This is a genomic window from Paenibacillus nitricinens, assembly GCF_052056485.1.
GTDB lineage: Bacteria > Bacillota > Bacilli > Paenibacillales > Paenibacillaceae > Paenibacillus_AQ > Paenibacillus_AQ nitricinens.
In genome coordinates this window covers 1,892,753-1,917,023 of sequence record NZ_CP183948.1, presented here as the reverse complement: position 1 = coordinate 1,917,023, position 24,271 = coordinate 1,892,753, and the positions used below count along the sequence as shown (strand labels likewise).

Below are 24,271 nucleotides of genomic sequence, written 5' to 3'. Positions count from 1 at the left end.
TTGTACAAACTTTTGATTGTGGATGATGAACCTCAGATTTTGGAAGGTATGAAACGTATTCTGGATTGGGAGCATTACGGATTTAAACAAATAGAAACCAGTGATTCCACTGAAGATGCCGTATTTAAAGCTGTAGATCTAGTTCCTGATATCGCAATTATCGATGTGTGTATTGGCAAAAATCTAGGGTATGATGCTATCCACAAGCTAAATGCAGTGAACCTTCCAACCAAATATATTATTATAAGCGGCTATAGTGACTTTCAATATGCCCAACAAGCCATTCGTTGCGGAGTAAAGGATTACCTATTAAAGCCTGTGGATCGAATCAAGCTGCAGGAGGTCATTGAAAAAATAATTATCGAAGATTTACATGGCACGATTAAAGATGTGAATGCTGACTCTATGAGTATTGATCCAGTACTGGGAATGCATTACGATGCCTTCTCAAAGCTGGTCAATCGTATATTAATTATGATTAAAACAGAATTTGCTCATAATATTTCATTAAAATCCGTCGCAGACCGGTTTCAAATGAACAGCACCTATCTGGGACAAATCTTCATTAAAGAAACAAGTATGAAGTTCTCAGAGTATTTAATGAGCTATCGCATGCATCGTGCACAGGAGCTCATCCAAACGACTAATGAGAAAATACACTGGATTGCCCTTTCTGTTGGTTATAACAACCTGAACTATTTTTATACACAATTTCAAAATCATTTTGGTACCTCTCCCTCAAGTTTACGGATGAAAAGTTAAGGCTGGATCTATATTGCAAAGTGATTTAGGGGGCCGTGTCATGAATAGATATAGCTGCTTCATCTGTGGCATTATTCTGCTGTTCATTACATTGTTAACTGGCTGCACCAAGCAGAATTTGAACGCTGCGAACTTTAATGCAGAACCCACTGTAAATCTGATTTATTATACAATCGGTGATCCTGATAAGGATCTTGCCCTTGTCAACAACAAAATTAACGAGATATTAATGAAGAAAATTGGAATTACCATAACTTACAATAAAATTGGTTGGCAGGAATATGATGATCGCATGAATACAATGATCTCCTCTGACAGCCCTTTTGATATTGCGTTTGCTCCTGATTATGCCAAATACGCAAATCGTGGAGTATGGCTTAAATTAGATGACTATTTCACGAATCTAGCCAAAGAAATGTACCTTGCGATTGACCCCATCTTTTGGAAAGGGGCCAAGATGGATGACGGGTTTATCTATGGTGTCCCCACTAACAAAGAATTGGCTGTGCGTGAGCATTGGATGTATCCTGATTCATTGGTCAAAAAATATCACGTCGAAGTTAACCAATATAACACACTGGAATCGCTGGAACCTTTGCTTCGCATGATACAAAAAAATGAACCCGATTATTTACCCATGGAGCTTGATCGAGACTCACACAATTTTTTTGCTATGTACGGCTACGAATATATAGGGGACAACAGACTCCCATTAATGATCCAATCTCTGGATCCTACATCTCCCGTTGTCAATATCTTCGAAACCCGTGAAGCCAAACATATATTAGATACGCTAAGACGTTATTACCAATTAGGGTTCATTAATCAAGATGCCGCCTTAAGAGAACCAGGAAGTTTGAAACGTGGTCTTAAGGTATTTTGGGAATCTGGTAGTGGCGGTCCACTCTCTGAGAGCGTCTGGAGTGACGATCTGGGGTATAAAATTGTAACCAATCCAGTAACACCCGAGGTGGCAACTACGGAAGCCGTGCGCGGAGGGATGATGGTTGTGAATGCAAATACGAAGCATCCTGTGGAGAGCATCAAATTTCTAAACCTATTGAATACCGATCCTGAACTGCGTAACTTATTTCAATACGGCATTGAAGGCGTTCATTATACGCTGGATCAGAATGATCAGGTTATCCTAATTTCGACAAAAGACAGTCAAGGAAATCCGCTTCCTAAGGCGAACGGCGGCTACACTGGCATACAATACACTCAGGGAAACTGGTTTATCTTAAATACATTAGGTGGAAGCTACCCTGACCCATTAAACAAGTGGGAACAATTCCGCATCTACAACTCCCAGGTTGTGGAGTCCGAAGTACTGGGCTTTACTCCCGATCTGTCAGAGGTCGATGAACAAATTGACAACATTGAGATTGTCTGGCGCAAATATTATCCAAGTCTTATGACAGGCAGTGTCGATGTCGATACCATTCTCCCGAAATTCAACCATGAGCTGTATGAAGCAGGTATTGATAAAGTACGTAAGGAAATCCAAAAGCAATTAGATATTTGGAGGAAATAGAAAGTCACTGTAAAGAAAGACCCCCAAGAAAGACACTTTAGACAAAGTGACCTTCTTGAGGGTCTTTATAAGATTAGTGACCCATCATCATCGCTGGATCTACCTCTTCACTGATTTTTTCAATTTGCTGCATCTTCGGCTTGCGAAGAATTAGCGACATAACGATACCAACACTTACGATACAAGCGGTCAGGAAAAATGTATCTCCAAATCCAGCTACTAAGGCCGTTTGTGGATCGCCTGTTTTTCCGATTGTCGCCATGTGAGTATTAATATGAGATGTCAGATAAGCTGTAAGACCTGTTACTGCAAACGACACGACAACCTGTTGAGCTGCTGAGGTCAACGGCGTCACACGGCTAACCAAATCACGTGGAGCTGAGTTTAATACATGTGTATTGAGTGGCATCATGGTTGACCCCATACCTAACCCCATCACACACACCGCGACAATAACCATCCAAATCGGTGTATCCACATTTACCGTCGAGAGTATAAACATCGCAGCGGCGATAACACTCAACCCACAGAATGCTAATGGACGAGCTCCAATTTTATCAAACAACCGACCACTAATCGGCATCATCAGACCCGCGCACAACGCTTGCGGCATCACGATCCAACCGGTATGAAGTGCGGTATAACCTTTAATATTCTGTAAATACAAAGGAATCATCAGTGTAGCACCGAACAATGCCATCTGTACGATCCAAGTAAGAATAATACCACGTGTGAAATCAGATGATTTAAACACCTTCAGTTCGAGCAATGGATACTTCTGTCTAAGCTCCACTATAATGAACAAGATTAATGCGATACCACCGATGGTTAAGCCTGTAATCGCACCGGTTGAAGACCAATCTGTTCCCCCTTCGCTCACACCATAAGCAAGCATAGCGAACGCGATTGGCGCAAGACACATCCCGAGAATATCAAGATGTGTTGACTTCTGAGGCTCAGTCTTCGGTAAATATTTCTTACCCAGAATAAAGGCCAAGATGCCAATTGGCAAATTGATAATGAAGATCCAGTGCCAGCTCACATAATCAACAAGATAACCGGAAATTACAGGACCAAAAGCTGGTGCCATCAACATTGGAATCCCAAGAACACCCATAATAGAACCGCGACGTTCAGGTGGAGCTAATTTGAATACCATCGCCATTCCGATCGGTGCAACCATACCGCCGCCTAGACCTTGAATAATACGGAATAAAATCAGTTGCTCGGGTGATTGTGCTAAGCCGCATAGAAGTGACCCTAAAGTGAACATCACAATCGTTATAAGGAAAATTCGCTTTGCGCCAAATTTATCTGTCATCCACCCGGCAAGTGGAATGACTGCGGATAGTGCTAATGTGTACCCCGTTATTGCCCATTGAATCGTCTTTAGATCTGTATTGAAATATTCCACTAATTTGGGAATTGCATTATTAACAACTGTACTATCCAGAATAACCATAATCATACCAACGATAATCGCAAGCAGAGGTGGCAGAATAGCTTTTAGGGAGAATGTGTCGCCTTCCTGCGTAAGGGGTTTTGTTGCAGCATTTGATGTCATTGTGATACCTCTGCTTTCTAAATTTTGACTGAATATTTGTGAAAATAATGCTCGAAAAACAAGTCGATGCTCTCCTCAATCGATAAAGGGATATCGAGTAGAGACGATTGAATGCGATCGTTCGGCTGACATTTAGCAGCAGGATTAACTTTGGTGAACGGTGACATAATGGCAGCAAACATATGCTGTGTCATCAACAATAAAGTCTTTGGATCTGTTATACCTGTCACTTCTGTCATGACTGCTCTTAATTTTTCGAACCCTTGTTGCTTCATAAAATGTACATATTCGGCCACCGATTCAAACAATGGATCATGGCCAAGAATTCGCTTAAGCAAATCAGGATAGTCTTGAAGAAATGAAGCGTACGTCAAAATGAATTGTTTCAACCGTTCGATTGGCGGATGCTCCACAACATCAAATATGTCAAACGCTGAGCGGAATGTTTCCAGAATCATCTTCATTGCTTCATGAATAAGCTTTTCTTTCGACCCGAAATAATAATTAATCAGCGCTACATTAGTGCCCGCTTCACTAGCAATTTTCCGAATGGTGACACTATCAATCCCTTCAGACTTAATCAATTGCAATGTGGCGTCCAAAATCTTCTCCTTCGTCATATAACTCTCCTCAACTCTACATACATTTAAACAGCGTTTAAAACAATGATTAATATACCTTGAAAACTTAATACGCGTCAATGGAAATTTCAGAAAATACCCCCACTGTTTTCAACAAAGACGGAATCATGCGATGCAGGGCTTAAATTTGAAGAACAAAAATAACCGGCCGAGAATATATCTCGCCGGCTAATTGTGTTTGTTTGTTCTCCTAGCCCTTTATCGAACCGATCATAACACCTTTTTCAAAATATTTCTGAATAAACGGATACACAATGAGAATCGGTAAAGTAGATACAATAATAACTCCATACTTAACCTGGTCAGCAAATTGCTGAGCATATCCGCCTGCACTGCCGCCCGAGCCTCCGCCTTGGGAGAAAACCTGGTTGGATAATAGAATATCACGCAGAATGATTTGTAACGGCTGCAGGTCATTAGAATGAATATAGATAAGCCCAGTAAAGAAATCATTCCAATGTGCTACCAGATAATACAGCGCAATGACCGATATGACGGACTTAGATAAAGGAATCGCAATATAGAAGAAAAATTTAAAATGAGTACATCCATCCAATGCTGCAGATTCATAAATTTCTTTAGGCAGTGAAGCTTCAAAGAACGTGCGTGCGATGATGAGATTAAACACATTCACTGCAAAGGGAATAATAAAAACCCACATCGAATTGGTCAAGGATAAATCCTTCATCAGGATATATGTTGGAATTAGTCCACCATTAAAGAACAATGTGAAGACGAAGAAAAACATCAGTAATCGGCGTGCACGGAACTCTTGTCTGGATAGTGCATACGCTGCAGGAATTGTAAGAAGCAGATTAAACAGTGTTCCCAAAACTGTATAAATAACGGTATTCTTGTACCCTATCCAAATACGCATATCCTGAAAAATTTGCTCGTAGCCAAAGAAACTGACTCCTCTGGGAAATAGAGTAACCTTGCCTGTGGAAACCAGTGTCTGGTCACTGACAGAAGCAATAATCACAAAGTACAAGGGATAAGCGACGATCAAGAAAATTAGAACACATAAGATAATGATCAAAATATCAAATAGAATCTCACCCGTGCTGCGCTTGTGAATAGTTGTCGCCTGCATAAGCATCACCTTTCGATGTTCTTTCCATTTACCAGAGGCTAATATCTGAGTTGCGTTTGGAAATCCAGTTCATGGTAACCAAAAAGAAAAAATTGATGACGGTATTAAATAATCCGATAGCTGACGAATAACTGAATTGATTGGAAAGAATACCAATTTTATAAACATAGGTGGAAATGACCTCTGATACGGGAAGGTTCAATGAATTCTGCATCAAGAATACCTTCTCGAATCCGGTTCCCAGTACATTCCCCATACTCAGAATAAATAATATGATGATTGTCGGAACCAAGGCAGGGATATCGATATGCAGAATCATCTTCCATTTGTTTGCTCCGTCAATCTTGGCAGCATCATAGAGACTTGGACTCACTGTTGATAATGCGGCCAGATAAATAATACTATTCCATCCAGCATGCTGCCAAATATCCGAAATCACAAACACCGGGACGAATGAATTCGTGGAGGCGAGCAAATTAATGTCTGCATCGCCAAGCTTGGAGATCAGTTGACCAAGGATTCCTGTATTCGGTGACAGGAGAACATTCAGCAATCCAACCATAACTACAATTGAGATAAAATGAGGCATATATACGATGGTCTGCAGCAGCTTCTTAGTGCGGAACCATTTCACCTGATTCAGTATAAGCGCTAGTATGATCGGTGCCGGAAATCCAAGAACGATTGTTGTGATGCTGATAATCACAGTATTTCTCATCAAATCCCAAAACTGATAGTTATTGATGAATTGTGAGAAATAATGCAGACCGCGCCAGGCCCCGCCTGCCAATCCACGCGAGAAATCATAATCCCTGAAGGCAAGCTGAATTCCATACATTGGAATATAGTTAAAGATGATAACTACAACGATCGCCGGAATAATCATAATCCATAATTGATAGTCGCGTTTAAGCTCCATTAGATTTCTTCTATGTTTATTGGGAGTTATTGAGGACATCATAAGCCTCCTTAATAAGGAGACAGCTTCTCTTCATCCTGTAAAGAAAAGCCGTCTCCAGATGTTCTATAAATCTTTACAGCTTATTTCTTACTTTTGTAATCATCATAGTATTTCTGCATAGTGGACAAGTTGTTATCCAGCCCCATCTGCTTAATGTTACTCACATAGGAGTCCCATTCCTTGGTAACTCCCCCTTTGGTAACCCACTGCGAGAACTTAGACATCGCCAGATTAATCATATTCGTATTCACTAACACCATGGCATTGTTGTCTTCCGGGTTATATTTAATGAACATGCTTGGTAAAATATCGTTATCCTTGTCAATCCCACTGAGGACCGCCTGCAGGGGTTCTGTCTGTTTGCCAACAGATTGCATATCAGTTCCAAGTGTCAGCTTCAATGAATCAGAGATAAAGGTAGGTCCATTATCCGCCCAGGTTGATGTCCACTTCCATGTGCCTGGGTCCATTTGGCTGTCAGCAGGTGGCAGGACCGCGTAGCTTCCATCTCCATTATCTTTAATGTTCGTACCAAGTGAACCGAATAGTACCTGCATACTAACTGTAGGATTATACAGCTCATTAATAAATTTCATTGCCGCTTCTTTATTCTTGGACTTAGCAGACATGACGACCATATTACCGCCGAAATTCAGTGAGTAGCCGTCATAGTCATAGGACTGCTTAATCGTTGAATCTGCCGAGACTTTAAGCGGAGCGATCGACTCATATTGTGGAGCCAAGGTGTTGCCGAAGCGGTCCGTTACTTCCCAGCCCCATGAAAAGCCAACCTTCGCTTTGTCCCCGCTGCCGCGCGCAACCGATTGGAATTTGGAATAATCCTGCGTGAAGGCTTCCGGGTTAATTAAGCCAGCCTGCCAGCACTTATTCATGAATTCCACGAACTGCTTGTATCGATCATCCACAAAGTAATTTTTAATCTGGCCACCCTCAGTGAAATATCCCTGACCACTACTATCCGTTAATGTAATACCTAAACTGCCAAGCAATATTTGTGGCTGAAAATAACCAAATCCAGTCGTCCCCACCGGAGCGAAATCCATAGGAATTTCATCATTTACATCACCATCTCCATTGGCATCCTTCTCTTTGAACGCCAGGAGCACATTATATAATTCATCCCAATTAGTCGGTTCCTTGAGACCTAAATTGTCTAGCCATTGTTTATTGATATATTGCCGGCTTACCGTATCCGGCCAGAATCGTTGATATTTCGGTAAACCGTATATTTTGCCATCCAGCTGTGTAGCAATTAATTTGGTCTCCGGCTTCTCTGTAAACATCTGTTGAATGTTAGGGCCGCCTGTTGAAATGAGCTCGGTTAAATCCTGAAAGAGTCCGGTGAACTGGGCAAAATCAGCATCCGTGATCACATTCGGTCCTATAAGGATATCCGGAATATCTCCTCCGGCTAACAAAGCGCCTTTTTTCTGATCCCAGTCCGCTGAAATTTCTTGCCACTCAATATCTACCCCCACTTGCTCCTCAACCTTGGCCAACCATTCCATTTTGGCGAACTCTTGCGTAAGAGGATGCTTCAGCATGATCCCTTTTAGTTTGACTGTACCGGTTGTAGAATTCGTTGACGAACTTGAATTAGAAGAAGAGGCACCCTCATTACTCCCGCCTCCACACCCCGCAAGAATTGTTCCAAATAGGCTAAGTGCTAATACGGGCTTCATTACCTTTGACAAATATCCCCTCATACAACGAACCTCCCTTTTTGGTTTAACGCGCACGTTCAAGCTGTGAGGCGAGCAATTGGAATATAATTTATTGCTTCTTGCTGCTCGCGCTTTACATGACAGCCACATCGCAACTTTAACCCGGGGTTGAGGCGGTTGTATACGAACAAGAATTTAAGTATTCGCAATATTTGAAAGCGTTAACAACTTTATGATTTCGGGTGTTTTTTGAATTCGTTTTCAATTATTGTTGACGTTCAAATTTGGTTGAGCATAATAATCCTCATACCCCTGTTGATATATTCGGTACAGTACTGGCAGTCCCATTTGTTTCAGCTGATTAATATACTGATCCCATTCTTTATCTACAGTTGAATTCATAATCCATTCCGCAAATTTCTCATCGACCAGTTTAAATATATCTGATTTCGCCAAGGCCATTTCATTAAGCGCCTCTGACGAAAATTTAATCATCGGATAGATGTCCACTGGTTTAGGTTCATAAGCTTTATAGATGCTGTCCAATTCTCTTCGTATCGTTACCGCAGGAGGAACAATCGTTTTGTTCTCCAATGATTGCGAAAAGTAAAGCGGACCATTATCCACGAGAGCATTCGTCCATTGCTGTGTATCCTGATCACCTTCTGGAGCGGGTACTATGGTATATATGCCGTCAGATTCCTTAGCCACATAATCAGGCATGGAGCCGTAATAGCCTTGGATCGAATTTTCCTCAGAGTAGAATTGATCAATCCATTGAATGGTCTCAACAGGATGCGGATTAGCTGTTGTCATGCTAAACAGATTGGTTGTTATTCTTACGCGAGAAGGACTCATTGGCCATAATGGCGCCACATTACTACTGCTGCGCAGCGGTGGCAAAGCCACATATTCATCGGCCCATTTACCAACGCGATCTGTTAATGACCAGCCGAAGGTCACACCAACCGTTGCCACATCATCTTGTTGCGCACTTGCTTTCATTCCTGAATAATCTTGCGTGAACACGTCAGGGTTGATCAGCTTTTCCTTCCAGAGCTCTGCCAGGTAAGAGACTAAGCTCTTATATTCATCACTCTCGAACAAAAATCGGATCTGCCCTTTCGTCACTCCGATCATCTCCTCGGTGAAATTATCTGTCACTCCATAAGCCCCTAGTAAACTGGTCACACTAAATAGACCTCTGCTCCCCAGACTTCCTCCAGCACCTGCCCACCAGTCCATTCCAAGCTCATCCTGCTTCCCGTTGCCATTGGGATCTCCATTGCGAAAGGCGGTTAATACCTCGCGCAATTCTTCCAGCGTAGTTGGTTCTGTCAGTCCAAGCTTATCCAGCCATTTCTTATTAATCATCAAGACATTATAGCTATCTGTATTAATGGGTCTTACACCGGGAAGAGAATACATCTTCCCATCCGGAAATGTACTTACCCGCTTGGTTTCGGGAACTTCCTCAAACATTCTCTTGATATTCGGGGCATATTTATCGATATATTCACTAAGATCTACGAATTTATCTTTATTCGCGATGATATCCTGATCGGTCAATCCAGCCAAAAAAGCATCAGGCAATTCTCCGCTTGTCAGAGCAGTGCTTTTCGCTTCTTCCCATCCGTTACGTTTCTGCATCCAGTTCACATGAATTTTTGCATCAGAAGCGATGCGATTCAAATAAGGAATATCCTGAAGATTCTTGGATAGCTGATGTGTAGGTGTCATCACGCTAATCTGTACCCTGTCTAGCGGCTCTACATTGCGCTCTGTAGTATGTTCAGACTCATTATTCGCACTGCATCCCTGGAGCAGTATAATCACCGGTAGCATACATACACATATAACCCATCGTCTCATTCCTCGCATATTGAATCCCCCCGTAGCTTATATCTGCAATAGACAAGAAGATATTCACTTGTTAAACAATCTGAATTGCCCAGGTGTGACTCCTACATGTTTTTTGAAGGCGCGAATAAAGCTGGAAGGGTTAGTGTAGCCTACCCTGCCTGCAATCCAATCAATAGTTTCATCGGAATGAATAAGCAGCTGCTTCGAATGATTGATTCGGCGCCCATCCATAAAGTCTTTAAAGTTCTGTCCGGCGTTCTTCTTGAAATAGTGGCTAAAATTCGACACCGACATCCCAAAGTGATCGGCAATAGCTTGTAGTGAGAAGTTGATATCGAACTGATTCTCTTGAATATATTTAAGCACTTCATCCAATGTAGCTGCCTTAGAGGAAGTATGCGTACTAGCCATCAATTCACATAATATATCCGCACTTTTCTCTAAAATTTCAGTGATCTGGGCTACCGTAATACGATTGTGAAACGATGTAATCCCAAGCTGCTCCATATTCTCCTGATGCTTTAAACGAATCAGATTGTTTAATATAATGGTCGAGATATTTACAAATACAGCCCGAATCATATAGGGAGGCGTTCGATCATGTTGTAGAAACTCAATGAGTCGTTGAACTGTTTTCTGCACTTCGGTGACATCACCCGTCATGATGAACAATTCCAGCGATTGAATCGTTTCAGCAGGATAAGGTACAGGCTCATTCCGCTGCTGCATCAGATCATGAAAGGACAGGATGGAATCTTCATTCTTGATGCGTAAATGTTCGACTGTTCTAAGCGCATTAATATAAGAAGCATGAAATTCGCCTGGGTTATCAACGGTATTTCCTATTCCGATCACAAGCTTAGCGCCGGTAACCAATTCAATCTCAGCCTGCAGCTTCATGAACATCTCCCGTAATGCTTGCTCCGCTGTGTGTGTGGAAATAAATAGAATATCATCATTATGAATACTCCGAATAAAATACCCTTCCATTGCGTCCTCGGGCTGTAATTTAACGCTCTTCACAATTTCAAATACTTGCTCGATATCTCCAATCACATTGATGACCACAGTCGTGCATTTCGCATACGTAAAGGTGATGCCATAGGACTTTGCCTCAAGCAGCATGTCTTGAAGTGAAGAGTACTGTCCACTTATGATTTCATACAGAATATTATCACGTAACTTCGGAACGATACTTTGGACATTCCGGTCTAATTGCTCTTTTGACTGAAACAGGTTCTGGATCGTGGAGCGTATAATATCAAACTCATTGCCGCCACTTTCCGTGTTGCCTTTAAATGCATGCCTGGAGAATTGGACAAGGGACTTAATCGGGGCATAATTATTACGGATGGATAAATAAATGATAATAATCTCTGTAAGCAGGATGGATATAACGAGAATAATTGTGTTGCGCTGCGTTTCCTTCGTCTCCATTAGTACCGATTCCAGCGGATTCATGCTTATGTATTTCCAGCCATTCTGCTTGGAAACGGTCTGGGAGGCAATATAAGCATCTCCGTCATAATCCATTTCACCGCCTGATGGTGATGCTTGTAGCTGCTGAATAAATTGCTTGAAATTCGCCTCATGCAAATCATCACGATGGTTGAGTGAAAAGATAGGGGTGTTATGTTGATCAAGAATGATGAAATCTCCTGTATAGCTATTAGACACTGACTTCATCATTCGCTCGATCGTATCATGCCTGATCATATAGATGACGCAGCCTTCGGATTGGTCGACACCTAGAGGAAGAGGAATCATCACCGTAATCATCTTAACGCGTCCTTCGCCAAGAATGGCAACATCCTCTGAAGGGCGAACTTGAATAGAGTTGATTACATTGATCTCTTGGTTGAACTGCTCTTGACTCCAAGACTTATATACATAACCATTCTTAGGATTCATAAAGCGCTCCAACTCATAGATATACCCTGTACTTGAGAACAGATACCCACTTTGTTTGATATATAAGAAAGTATCATTCAAGAGGGTATCTGTTGTTTTGTATTTCTTCATCTCATTAGCCACGACGTATCGCTGGTATGCATCATTTTTTAATAAGGATAATTTGATTTCAGGATTAGCTACAATCGAAGTGGGGAGAGAATAGATTGGCCGCATAAACAGATCCATACTGCTGGCTACTTGCTCGGTAATATGTGTATTCCAGTCCAATATTTTATTCTTCACAATTGAATTGGAATATGGATAGTAATAAAAGATAATAACAGAAAGCGGCAGCAACAAGACAATAATATATGAAAGTAGAAATTTCCATAAAATATTTATTTTAAATTTACGCATTTTTACCTCCATAATCATAATCACTGAGGAGTACCACTGGGATGTGCAGCTATACTAAGTTCATCTGCTCCTTCCTGTATCTCAACAACGTCAACCGAGGATTTCCAATCTTATCACTCCCACTTGTTAGATTTAGGCTGAATAAGGAATGTTCCAAACAAGATTTATGTTTTTGTTAATCATTTAACAAATCTACATATGAATACGGTTACATCGCTAAATTAGCACATGCATTGGCGATTGTAAATACCGAAACGGTATTCATATAAACTTATTTATATTTAATTAAATTAAATCTGCAATGCTGTAGCTTTCATGTTGAGAAATTCACACTGGAGAATGGATTGCTTAACAAGAAGCTACTTATCTTTATGGAGTGATATTCTCCCGACATTCAAAAGTCTTTGTGCCATAGGGACAACGAGGAAGAGTCGTCATATTGCCCTTCCCCTACCCATATATATAATATGAACTACATTGATCGACCCATCTATATGAAGCCAAACCCCATTTCGTGAGGGTTTATTCAGGTTGGATCTACAGAATTATAGGAGGGAGCACAGAATCATGCCAAGCGAAGAAATTAATGCGTTGGAGCGGGCGATTGCTGAAATTACTGAAATAGCTACTGGCTTCGGCTTGGATTTTTATCCCATGCGTTATGAAATATGCCCAGCAGATATTATTTATACATTCGGCGCTTATGGAATGCCAACACGATTTGGTCACTGGAGCTTCGGAAAGACGTTTCACAAAATGAAATCCCAATACGATTTCGGGCTGAGTAAAATATACGAGCTCGTTATTAACTCCAACCCTTGTTATGCCTTCCTGCTTGATGGGAACTCGCTGATTCAGAACAAACTGATCGTAGCTCACGTGCTGGCACACTGCGATTTTTTCAAAAATAACATGCGTTTCTCTATGTCCAACCGGGATATGGTCGAGAGCATGTCAGCTACAGCGGACCGAATCGCCGGTTATTCAGTGACCTACGGCACCGATGCTGTGGAGAAGTTCATTGATTCGGTGCTGGCCATTCAAGAGCATATAGATCCCAGCCTCATTCAGCCGCGCAAGCTGGGTAAGACCCATCTGCTGGAAGCCAAAATGAAGGAACTCAAGGATGCCCCTCTGGGTGGCTCCAAACCAGCCAATCCGTACGACGAGTTATGGAATCTAGACAAGAGCAATTCTGGACCACAGGAAGCATCATCCGGAAATCGTGCGTTCCCACCTGAGCCGGAAAAAGATATCGTCTGGTTTATCCAGCAATATTCCACCGTCTTGGAGGATTGGCAGCGAGACATTATGACCATGCTCCACGATGAAATGCTCTACTTCTGGCCACAAATGGAGACGAAGATCATGAACGAAGGCTGGGCTTCGTACTGGCATCAGCGTATCGTCCGTGAACTGGATCTAACGGTTGAGGAAACCGTAGAATACGCTAAACTAAATTCCTCCGTCGTGCAGCCTTCACGGCAAAGCCTGAATCCATACTATCTTGGTCTAAAAATCTTCGAAGACATCGAACGCCGCTGGGACCGTGAGAAAATATTTGAGGTTCGCGAGTTGGAGTCCGATACTTCTTTTATCCGCAGCTATCTGTCCAAGGAACTGGTGAACGACCTCGATCTTTATGTTTTTGAGAAAAAAGGCCCGGAATGGAAAATCACCGACAAAGCATGGGAAAATGTACGGGATCAACTGGTGCTCGCTCGAGTCAACGGCGGCTCGCCTTACTTAGTTATAGAGGATGCCGACTTCGAGAAGAATGGCGAGCTAATTATAACCCACCGCTACGAAAGCATCGAGCTGGATCTGAAGTATCTGGAGCGCACGCTCCCGCATATCTATTCGTTATGGGGTCGGACCGTTCATCTACAGACCGTTGTGGAGGACAAAAAGGCTAGGTTTTCGTATGATGGCAAGAAGGTGCAGCGGAAGTTTATTTAGGGGTTAGCTTTACGAAGGCCCACAGAGCATCAGCGCTCTGTGGGCCTTCTTCATTTTAGTTGTTATGTTATTACCACTCTGGTAAGGGCACTATTATAACGACTGGACCCGGGTTAGACTTCCCATCAATAACCGTGAAATTAGTTCCGATAAAGGTGGATATTTTGTTCGTTAGATTTAAATGGGACATTACTCTATAGTTACCATCAGGTAAATAAAAATCAAATTTGCCATCAATCATTGAAACAGTTAACTGAAAAGTAGATCCCGACTCCGTACTAATCACAAAAAATAATCCGTCTGCTAAGTTCGATCCATCTGAATAGGTTAAAGTACCTGTAATATTTTTTTGAGGTAATGCTATATGGATTGAAACCGGACTAGTCTGCTCCTTCCCTATTGTAATAGGAGAGCTTAGCGGTGTTTGATTTTGATTCAAATCAGTAAATGTATTAACTTCATATGACCCCTCCGGTAAGTAAAGGTTAAATTCTCCATTTTTTACTTGGAAGAAGTTTTTAGTAGCAGGCTTCTCGGAACCAGTGCTAACAAGGCCGAGCCATCCATTTACCTGTGATCCCTCCTCAGAACTAATTGTCCCCGTATACTTCTTTGGCACTATAATATTTAGTAGATTCGGTTCAGGTTGGTCATTTGCTATTATAAAAGAATAATTTAGTCGTATTTGCTCTATGCCGCTAGATAAATTAATTAATTGATAGGCACCTTCAGGCAAAAACAAGGTAAATATTCCTTGGTAAATAGCTGCAGTGAAAAAGGACTGGGAACCATCTACATTAGTCTTATATACGGTTATAGATCCATTTGTTATAACACTTCCATCCGCATTTTGAACACTACCAACATATGCTTTAGGTATCGTAATTGCCAACGGACTTGGGATCGTCTTACCGTTAATCACCGTGAACCTATAATCTATTGAAATTCTATTAGCGATATTATTGACGAAAAAATTATCTGCCTGGTAGTTACCGTCAGACAAATACAGGCTATACTCGCCCTCTAGAACCTGTGCGAAATAACCTGGAACCTCTGGACTATCTGTTCTATGCACCATAAGTGTTCCTGAAGGTACTACTGATCCATCTACCCTAGCGATAGTCCCAGTAGTCTTAGGAGGAATTATTATAGCAAGTTGACTTGGGTCAATCTGACCATTAACAATCTTGAGTTTATAATTTAGTGAGATTTGCTCTTTGGTTTCATTATTAATCTGATTAACTAGATATGTTCCATCCGGTAAGTACAAAGTAAATCCACCTTCTACTATTTGTGCATTGAAAATAGCAGATACATTGGGCTCTATCCTTGAAATAGTTAACGAACCGTTTCTTACTGAAGTACCATCATGAAACTTAACACTACCTTGATGTCCTTCTGGGATTACAATATCAAGCGAACTAGGGTCAGGCTGTCCATTAGATACTTTGAAAATATAATATAACGAAATCTGCTCCGATGAGTTTAAATCAGAAACCTCTGTAATTAGATAATCTCCATCATGTAAATTAATATTAAATTTCCCGTCAATCACCATTGTTCCGTAACCAATACTCATATCATTTTCAACCTTTTTCAAAGAAAGAATGCCCTCTTTAAATAATTTCTGACCATCTGCACGTGTAACTGTTCCAAATACATTATTCACTGGTCCCGGCGTACTTGTTGGTGCTGGTGGTGTCACTTCAGGCGTAAATGTCGGCATTGGAGTTGGTAATGGAGATACAATAGGCGTTGGCGCTGGTGTTGGTGTTGGTGTTGGTGTTGGTGTTGGTGTTGGTGTTGGTGTTGGTGTTGGTGTAGTTACCGGTGTCGGTGCCGGTGTTACCGTTGGTACCGTTCCCGTTCCCCCCGGTGATGATCCGCCTGGCGAACCAGAAGAACCAGATGTTATTCCTGCAGGAGCCTGTGTAGGCGTTGATACTGATCTAGTTACACCGTTAATAGTTATGCTCACATTTGAAGATACATCTTTTCCAACTTCTAAATTACGTGGGGCTTGTTCCATAATAATTCCGAGTGCATTTATAATTGCATGAACAATCGTCCCATTCCCTACAACATTCGTACTAGCGTTCAGAATCAAAGTTTGAATACTCACTCCATTAGCAGCTTCAATAGTTGCCGCAGATTGAACCTGAAGCTTATCAATAACTGTTGAACCTATAGCAACAATTCTAATCGTCCCTATCTTCTTATCAACAATCACTGAGGTTAGTCTAACATTTTCGAACTGAACACTGTGAGTTCCCCCACCTTTAACCGTAGTAATACCGTTAACCGTGACATCTTTTAACAATATATCTCCCTCGGCAATTCCTTCTGCGAGTAATAAGTTACCCGTGATCGTCATGTTTCTTAGTGTTACATTAGGAGAGTTAATAACTACGTCTCCGCTTACTTTCTCATTCCCTGTTAAAGGACCATAAGTACCCGCTATATCGTACGAGAGGCTTCCTATAGAAGCTTCATTCTTGATCGTTAAGGATCTGTCCAAGATTACGATAGCCTCTGCACGAGTAGCAAATGATTCTGGATGAAAGGTGTTATCCGCATATCCCGACATTATTCCTTTATCGTATACAGACCCTATAGCCCCTTTACTCCATACAGGACTAGCTGATGTGTCGATAAACTTATTAGTTGAATCTGAAGAAGACAGTGCAAGTAATTTACTAATAATCACCGCAAATTCTTGTCGTGTGACCTTCTTATTAGGCCCGAATGAACCATCTGAATAACCTTGTATGTATCCTGCCGCATTCGCCACTAAAAGACCTGAATAATACCAATCTGAAGCTTTTACATCTTTAAAAGAATGCTCCTCTGTCTTAACAAATCCAAAAGACTTATTGATTAGCACAACCAATTCAGCTCTTGTAATCGAATGATCCGGTTTAAAATCCCCGTCTGGATAACCTGATACTAGTCCTTTCTCCATCCATTTCGTAATTTGCGCTTCAGCCCAAGTCCCTTGAATATCAGAAGCCTTACTTGCAAAAATCGTACCGAAAGGTAATGAGGTAAGACAAACAATAAGCATGAATACGATAGTTTTCTTTAATAAAACCTGTTTAGTAATCACTTTACTCCTCCTATTTATGTATAAAATGAACTACAGATACTTCTAATCCTTTAACTATTAGTTCAATAGTGCTAGAGAATTCATAGCGATCAAATCATACTGTTTTTTACATAGGTGTCTTATTTTGTCGATCATGATATGTTGTTTTCTTGTCTATTAGATCCGCTCCAGATGCTTCTATTATTAGCACGTTAAAAAGCCCGCAGCGTATAACCCGCTGCGGACCTTCTTACGTCGACACCCCGTATCGACTGAATAATTGAACTTTACAAATGCTGCTGAGGTAAAAGTAACGTAGGGGAAGTTTAGAACTGTAGGAGCGTAGCGTTCGCCTTTGTTTCTGGATTTAATCCGCTAAGGAATAATCAATAAATTCAGAGACAACAGCGACCGAAAGTCCAAACATTCCCCGAAGTTACGATCATCACCGAGCAGCATTTGCCCTTACACATCATTCGGTCGATTTTTTCACAGGAACATAAATCTCCATCACCGTATCCGGCCGCGAATGGCAGCGTTCGTCATAGAATTCGAAATCCAGCTTACTGTCATCATAATCGTAGCCGCTGTCCTTAAACCATTCTTCGAAGATATACTTTCAAGTGCTTTTTATAACCTGTGCAAACTGTATTTGCTCTGTATCCGTTGAAGTATCCACTGGCGGCGTTGTGAACACAGCATATTCGGCTTCCGGCACATCCATCGTCAGCATATCCTTTTCCACCTTGGAGTAGTCCTCTACAATAACACCTAGAAGATAGGTGCCATTGCCATTATCCGAGGAAGGAATACACAAACCGACTTCTCCGTGTTTAGGCGGATTTAATATTTTATACATTTTAGACTCCAGATTCTCACCCTCATAATGACTCCAAAAAGAAGCAATATCCTTAGTGTACATACTTCCTGCAACATTAGTTTGGATCCCATACCCAGCGACCTTAAATGCAGGCTGGCGAACAATAACAGGGTTCATTATAAAACCTCCGATTTCAAATCGTGTTTTTCCTTTAGTAAATCCGTCCATCCGTGCGGCATACTGTGTCGGGCTATAGCCAAAAGCCTTGCGAAAGGCCTTAGTGAATCCACTTTGTGTCTCAAAACCATAGTCCAGCGCAATATCAATGATTCTTCTACCGGCAAACAATTCAATTGACGCTAAAGATAATTTCCGGCTCCGCACATATTCCATCACGGACATTTCCTTGCATAAGCTGAACACTCGGCAAAAATGATACACCGAATATCCAACCTCAGCGGCTATTTCTTCCACAGTTATATTTTCTTTGATATGAGCTTCAATATATTCAACACATTTCTCTATATCTTTACTGTAATTCAAGTGCAGCACCAGCCTTCCCCCGTACGGTGATTTCATTATATCAACTGCAAGCGAGGAGGATTGTTCCTGTTTTGCTGAGCTGTATAATTAACTGTACAACAACAAGAGCTTGTCCCACTAATGAAATGCATCGCCCCCATTAGCTTACGGACCCAGATGACGTTATTGGCAAACATATGGCCTTTTGAGCGGAGTTTCGGACTCCAGTGCAGCTATTACTCAAAAAGCAGCTCATATTTAGTGCTTTTCCTACTAATAGCGTCTATGGAGTCCGATAACCTTCGAAATGTGTTTAAAATCAACCTTTAGGGTCACCTATGTCCTTTAGCAGCTCCGAACTTTCTACATAAAACAACCAAATTAGTCAGATGGGGGGCGGCGGCCTTAAGATCAACATAAAGAGGGTAAAAGGAGGTAGATAAAAAAATGAAAGGGCAAAAAAGGGTGCCCCATAGCCATTTTCATGGCTTTTGGAACACCCACGTACTTTAAAGGAACTCTTTTTACCGATTAAGCAGACTGCCCACATACTTCAGCAGCTCATTAGCGCAGATGGGGCAGTAGTGATGCCCATCAATCAGTCTAGCGCACACCTCATTGATCCGTTTGAGCTGACTTTCATCCGGCGTTTTGGACGAGGTGGTGATTTTGACGATATCTTTGAGATCTGTGAATAACTTCTTCTCAATTGCTTCCCGCAGGCGGTCGTGGTTGTTGTACTCGAATTTCTTCCCTTTGCGTGAATACGCGGAAATCCGGATCAGGATCTCTTCACGGAACGCTTTTTTCGCATTCTCAGAGATACCAATTTGCTCTTCAATCGAACGCATTAACCGCTCATCCGGCTCCATCTCCTCATCCGTCAACGGATCGCGGATTTTAGACCAATTGCAGAAGGCTTCGATATTATCAAGATAATTCTCAAATAATGTCTTGGCGGACTCCTCAAAGGAGTAGACGAAGGCCTTTTGCACTTCGCTTTTAGCTAAAATGTCATATTCTTTGCGGGCAATGGAGATGAAGTTCAAATAACGCTCCCGCTCCTCTTTTGTAATCGATGGATGCTGATCCAGTCCGTCTTTAATGGCCCGCAGGACATCCAGTGCGTTCATGCACTGCAGATCACCTTTGATCAAAGCGCTGGAAATCCGGTTGATAACATACCGTGGATCTATTCCGGACATGCCTTCATCCAAATACTCCGTTTGCATCTCTTTGAGATCTGCTTCTTTGTAGCCCTCAACCTCTTCCCCATCATACATCCGGAGCTTTTTGATCAGATCCATGCCTTGTTTTTTACTTTCTTTCAGACGGGTCAGGATCGAGAAAATAGCAGCGGCACGCAGCGCATGCGGCGCAATATGCACATGGTTCATATCACTCTGGGCGATCAGCTTCGCATAGATTTTTTCCTCTTCCGACACTCTTAGGTTATACGGAACAGGCATGACAATCATACGGGACTGGAGCGCTTCATTCTTTTTATTAGAAATAAATGACTTATACTCGGTTTCATTGGTGTGAGCGATGATCATTTCGTCCGCACTGATCAGCGCGAATCGGCCAGCCTTGAAATTGCCTTCTTGTGTCAGTGATAGCAGGTTCCATAGAAATTTTTCGTCGCATTTGAGCATTTCTTGAAATTCCATCAGTCCACGGTTAGCTTTATTGAGCTCTCCGTCAAAACGGTATGCACGTGGATCAGATTCCGAACCAAATTCAGTAATGGTCGAAAAGTCGATACTTCCTGTCAAATCGGCGATATCTTGCGACTTCGGATCGGATGGACTAAAGGTACCAATCCCTACCCGCTCTTCTTCTGACAAAATGACACGAGTCACTTTGACCTGCTCAATATCTCCCGCATATTCATTTCTCAGCCGCATCTGGCAAGACGGGCATAGGTTGCCCTCAATACGCACACCGAGCTCCTTTTCAATCTCTGGACGAAGCTCCAAGGGGATCAAATGTAGTGGGTCCTCATGCATCGGGCAGCCCTCTATTGCATATACCGCACCCGCATCGGTCCGCGAGTACTGTTCCAAACCACGTTTTAGCAGCGTGACTAGGGTCGATTTCCCCCCACTGACAGGTCCCATCAATAACAGAATCCGTTTACGAACATCTAGCCGGCGTGCTGCAGAATGAAAATATTCCTCCACTAACTTTTCGACTGCACGATCAAGTCCAAAAATCTCCTGTTCAAAAAACTTATAACGTTTGCGTCCGTTTATGTCCTCTACGCCATGCGACTTGATCATGTCATAAACGCGGGAGTGAGCGGTTTTAGCGGGAGAGGGGTCTTTTTTCAAAAGTTCTATATACTGCTTGAAGGTCCCGCTCCACGCCAAACGGTCGTTCTCAGCCCGATACGAAGCTATTCGCTCAAAAATATCCATTGCTCGCTGCCTCCTCTTGCGCTCCTACTTGCTCTCCTATAGCGTTAAAAAGTGTATTACATACCTATGCGGCAAGCGCGGAATAGTTGACCTCTTTTTTGCTGTGCTATAATAGAGAATCATAAAATCGCAGTAAAACCTTAATGGAAACCCGAAAATAAAGGGCTACGGGAGTGACACTATGGCGGTACGACATGAAACGGAGCTGTATGCTCCTTTGAAGTTTTTTTTTGAAAAGCAAGGATACAGCATCAAGGGGGAGGTTCGGACTTGTGATTTGGTGGGTATTCGTGAAGATTTAGAGCACCCTCTAATCGTAGAGATGAAAAAATCGTTCAACCTCGCCTTGCTCCTGCAAGGGGTGGAACGGCTAAAGCTCAGTCCTACGGTCTATCTCGCAGTGGAACGTGTCCGTGATAAAAAAGGGGCGGTGAACCAGCGCTGGGGCGAGCTTAGCGGACTGTGTCGCCGTCTTGGTCTCGGGCTGATCACCGTTGTTTTTTATAAGACCAAAGCCCCGCTGGTCGAGGTGCTCGTGGAGCCAAACGAGACACCACCTGCACAGCGCAGCAACAAGCGGCGGCGCGAGCGCCTGCTCTATGAGTTCCGCGAGCGCAGCGGAGACTACAACATCGGCGGCAGCACGCGCGTCAAGCTCGTGACAGCCTACCGCGAGAAAGCGCTGCGTGTCGCGCTTTCTCTACAGGCAGCGGAGGCGGAAGCCGCCGTCGCTGCCGAGAAGGCCGCTGCGAAGGCTTCGCTCGCAGCGGGCAAACGTGCAGCGGCGAGTACCGCTGCACAGGCTCCGGCGCTGAGCTCAGCGCCGGAGGGGCGTGCTGCCGGGGACACGGCAGCACGGGAGGCAGCGGCGGCTGGCACGCGAAGCGGTGCCCCTAGCGCTGCCTCAAGCGCCCGCTCGGCCGGGATCTCTCCGGCCGAGCTGCGGAAGCGTAGCGGCGTACCGAACGCCGCCGCTATGCTGCAGCACAACTACTACGGCTGGTTCCACCGTGTCAGCCGTGGGCGCTATACCCTGACTCCAGCCGGTCAGGCCGCGCTAGTGGAATACGCCGCTATCACTGGCGGCGTACCCCATGACAGCAATCATCACAGTAATTAGCTTGCCTATACTAAACAAAAAATTCTTTCAATTTCAAATTTTTGCTGGAGCCTTTATCTTTTTCTCTGCTTTTGATCTTTCACTCTGACTTTTATCATTATCCGATTTTGATCTTTCACTTCGATTTTCGTCTTTTAATCAGGTTCTAATCATTTACTCGGACTTTAAACTTATTATTCTAATGCACACGTAACAATGTCTAGGTAACATCAAAAAGCATCCCATCGACGGGATGCTTTTTGTGTTCCAATCCGTTAAGCCATAGAAACAGAACTTACCTTCGAAGCATTAATCTCAAGGTGAGAAGTTGGATTAAGGGGAAATCATCCCTATAATTCCTCAATATACGCGCTAAAAACCGAGATATAGGGATTTCCTCCCTATAAATGCATAGATTGCTCCATAAAAAGGGCTTTTTCCGAAATTTATAGGGAGAGATTCCCTATAATCTCCATTCCAGAATATAAATCAGCCAGTTATAGGGAGAAATCACCTATAATGACCTCCCCCGCACTCTACACCTTGCCTAATGCACCACTCTGTCCTTTATGACTTCCAGGGTGTGTCATACATTGATCTGCCAGTTCAGCTGCCCACACCTCTACCTGCGCATATGACCGTTCATCAACCTGTTCGTTACTTTTATACGTCCGATCCATCAGATTCCTTAATCAGCACTCACCTAACTCCGAGCCGTGAACTCCTTAACCGCCTCGCTCATCAGATTCATGCCGAGTAACAGCTCATCGCGGCCGGGATGGCTGAAGTTAAGACGAATGTGATTTCCGCTTCCATCTACGCTACATAACGGTCCTGGCAAAAATGCCACTCCCTTACCTAGCGCACATTTTAGCAGTGCCATAACATCCATTCCCTCCGGTGGAGATACCCATAGAAACATACCTCCTGACGGCAGGTCGTAGGAGCTTCCTTTCCAAGCTGGACGTTTTAGCAGTTCAACCATTAACTTCAGTCGGGTGTTATATTCTCGGTTCAGCTGCGCAATATGCTCACGAAGATCAAAAGCGGTCACATCCAACAAATGATGCAAGAGCCGCTGATTTAATGCGCTCGATTGCCAGTCTGCCATCTGCTTGGCAGCAGCCATCATCCCGATCACTTCCCGGCTGCCTGCAGCCCAGCCCGTCCGCAGCGCGGGCGCAACGGTCTTACTGAACGAACCGATATATAATACGTGTCCGCCATCACTTATATTTTCCAGCGCATACAAGGATGGATATCTTGTGGCCCAATGTTCACCATACTTCTGGAAATGTAAATCACCATAAGAATCATCTTCTACAATCAGGATGTTATAAGCGATACAAAGACCCAGCACCTCACGCCGTCTCTCTAAGCTCCATAGGATACCACTTGGATTCGTAAAGCTTGGTGTTGCGAACAGCATCTTAGGCTTATGCAGTTCAATTTGCCTCCGCAAATGATCTGGATGAAGCCCATCCAAGTCACCCTCTACGGGAATAATAATGGCACCCTGCATCCGAAGAGTTTGCAAGAATCCTGGAGATGTCGGATTTTCTACTAATACACGATCTCCCGGGTCAATATACACCCGCGATAACAAATCAATCGCTTGCTGGCTCCCCGTTGTTAGCAGAACTCCACCCTCGGTAACAGTTACCCCTTTTTCTCTGAGCCAATCCCCGGCAAGCCACTCCCGAAGTGGACCATACCCTGCAGGATCACCATATTGAAGTGCTCCTGCATCTGCAGATATCACCGTAGAGGCTGCTTCGGCAAGCAGCGATAATGGGAACAGTTCTTCCGCTGGTAATTCTTCAGCAAGCGATATCATGGAGCTTCTCCGTGTTTGGGTACGAATACTTAGAAGCGGTGACGATAGCAGTGTGTGCGCGCGAGCAGAAAATTGGTAAAGCATGCGAAATCCCCCTTCCCTAGTACCAAGTAGAA

At 43.0% G+C, this 24,271-nt stretch carries 16 protein-coding genes; 4 read left to right on the top strand and 12 right to left on the bottom strand.

Translation table 11 applies throughout. The annotated features are described in order from the left end of the window. Together ACN6KS_RS08430 and ACN6KS_RS08425 are read left to right on the top strand one after the other, a co-directional pair. The gene (locus ACN6KS_RS08430; RefSeq protein WP_440961783.1) at positions 1–762 is read left to right on the top strand and encodes a response regulator transcription factor; all 762 of its coding nucleotides are present in this window, start codon (positions 1–3) and stop codon (positions 760–762) included. Positions 763–802: 40 nt separating this feature from the next. Further along, positions 803–2,296 carry an ABC transporter substrate-binding protein gene (locus ACN6KS_RS08425; RefSeq protein WP_440961782.1) on the top strand — a complete coding sequence of 498 codons (1,494 nt, stop codon included), beginning with the start codon at positions 803–805 and terminating at the stop codon, positions 2,294–2,296. A 73-nt stretch (positions 2,297–2,369) separates the two neighbouring features. On the opposite strand, the gene ACN6KS_RS08420 is transcribed toward ACN6KS_RS08425, so the two are convergent. The 7 genes from ACN6KS_RS08420 to ACN6KS_RS08390 form a co-directional block, all read right to left on the bottom strand. Beyond that, positions 2,370–3,860 (bottom strand): MDR family MFS transporter, encoded by a 1,491-nt coding sequence (locus ACN6KS_RS08420; RefSeq protein ID WP_094870420.1) that lies wholly within the window; start codon positions 3,858–3,860, stop codon positions 2,370–2,372. A gap of 17 nt (positions 3,861–3,877) precedes the next feature. Beyond that, entirely contained in the window at positions 3,878–4,480 is a 603-nt protein-coding gene (locus tag ACN6KS_RS08415) for a TetR/AcrR family transcriptional regulator (RefSeq protein WP_094870421.1), read from the bottom strand. A 211-nt stretch (positions 4,481–4,691) separates the two neighbouring features. After that, a complete protein-coding gene (locus tag ACN6KS_RS08410) occupies positions 4,692–5,600 on the bottom strand; it encodes a carbohydrate ABC transporter permease (protein ID WP_373455854.1) in 909 nt (302 codons plus the stop codon). Positions 5,601–5,622: 22 nt separating this feature from the next. Beyond that, positions 5,623–6,513 (bottom strand): ABC transporter permease, encoded by an 891-nt coding sequence (locus ACN6KS_RS08405; protein ID WP_256990701.1) that lies wholly within the window; start codon positions 6,511–6,513, stop codon positions 5,623–5,625. A 122-nt stretch (positions 6,514–6,635) separates the two neighbouring features. Beyond that, on the bottom strand, positions 6,636–8,282 hold the full coding sequence (locus tag ACN6KS_RS08400) for an extracellular solute-binding protein (RefSeq protein WP_094878772.1): 1,647 nt from the start codon (positions 8,280–8,282) through the stop codon (positions 6,636–6,638). A gap of 219 nt (positions 8,283–8,501) precedes the next feature. After that, on the bottom strand, positions 8,502–10,121 hold the full coding sequence (locus ACN6KS_RS08395) for an extracellular solute-binding protein (protein ID WP_094870425.1): 1,620 nt from the start codon (positions 10,119–10,121) through the stop codon (positions 8,502–8,504). 45 nt (positions 10,122–10,166) lie between these two features. After that, positions 10,167–12,413 carry a helix-turn-helix domain-containing protein gene (locus ACN6KS_RS08390; protein ID WP_440961781.1) on the bottom strand — a complete coding sequence of 749 codons (2,247 nt, stop codon included), beginning with the start codon at positions 12,411–12,413 and terminating at the stop codon, positions 10,167–10,169. Positions 12,414–12,980: 567 nt separating this feature from the next. Between ACN6KS_RS08390 and ACN6KS_RS08385 the strand changes: the two genes are divergently transcribed. Then, complete coding sequence (locus ACN6KS_RS08385) at positions 12,981–14,372, top strand: SpoVR family protein (protein ID WP_440961780.1); 1,392 nt, start codon at positions 12,981–12,983, stop codon at positions 14,370–14,372. Positions 14,373–14,442: 70 nt separating this feature from the next. On the opposite strand, the gene ACN6KS_RS08380 is transcribed toward ACN6KS_RS08385, so the two are convergent. The 4 genes from ACN6KS_RS08380 to ACN6KS_RS08365 all read right to left on the bottom strand — a co-directional run bounded on the left by ACN6KS_RS08380 (position 14,443) and on the right by ACN6KS_RS08365 (position 21,219). Next, positions 14,443–17,478 (bottom strand): S-layer homology domain-containing protein, encoded by a 3,036-nt coding sequence (locus tag ACN6KS_RS08380; protein ID WP_440961779.1) that lies wholly within the window; start codon positions 17,476–17,478, stop codon positions 14,443–14,445. A gap of 451 nt (positions 17,479–17,929) precedes the next feature. Continuing rightward, positions 17,930–18,070, bottom strand: a complete 141-nt coding sequence (locus ACN6KS_RS08375) for a GyrI-like domain-containing protein (protein WP_440962379.1) — start codon at positions 18,068–18,070, stop codon at positions 17,930–17,932. Between the two features lie 6 nt (positions 18,071–18,076). Then, on the bottom strand, positions 18,077–18,856 hold the full coding sequence (locus tag ACN6KS_RS08370) for an AraC family transcriptional regulator (RefSeq protein ID WP_440961778.1): 780 nt from the start codon (positions 18,854–18,856) through the stop codon (positions 18,077–18,079). A gap of 467 nt (positions 18,857–19,323) precedes the next feature. Beyond that, positions 19,324–21,219: a PrkA family serine protein kinase gene (locus ACN6KS_RS08365; RefSeq protein WP_094874370.1), complete on the bottom strand. Its 1,896-nt coding sequence runs from the start codon at positions 21,217–21,219 to the stop codon at positions 19,324–19,326. A gap of 181 nt (positions 21,220–21,400) precedes the next feature. Here ACN6KS_RS08365 and ACN6KS_RS08360 point away from each other — a divergent pair, with 181 nt between their 5' ends. Beyond that, complete coding sequence (locus tag ACN6KS_RS08360; protein ID WP_440961777.1) at positions 21,401–22,339, top strand: DUF2161 family putative PD-(D/E)XK-type phosphodiesterase; 939 nt, start codon at positions 21,401–21,403, stop codon at positions 22,337–22,339. A gap of 682 nt (positions 22,340–23,021) precedes the next feature. Here ACN6KS_RS08360 and ACN6KS_RS08355 read toward each other — a convergent pair. Beyond that, complete coding sequence (locus ACN6KS_RS08355; protein ID WP_094876471.1) at positions 23,022–24,239, bottom strand: aminotransferase-like domain-containing protein; 1,218 nt, start codon at positions 24,237–24,239, stop codon at positions 23,022–23,024. Positions 24,240–24,271 lie beyond the last annotated feature (32 nt).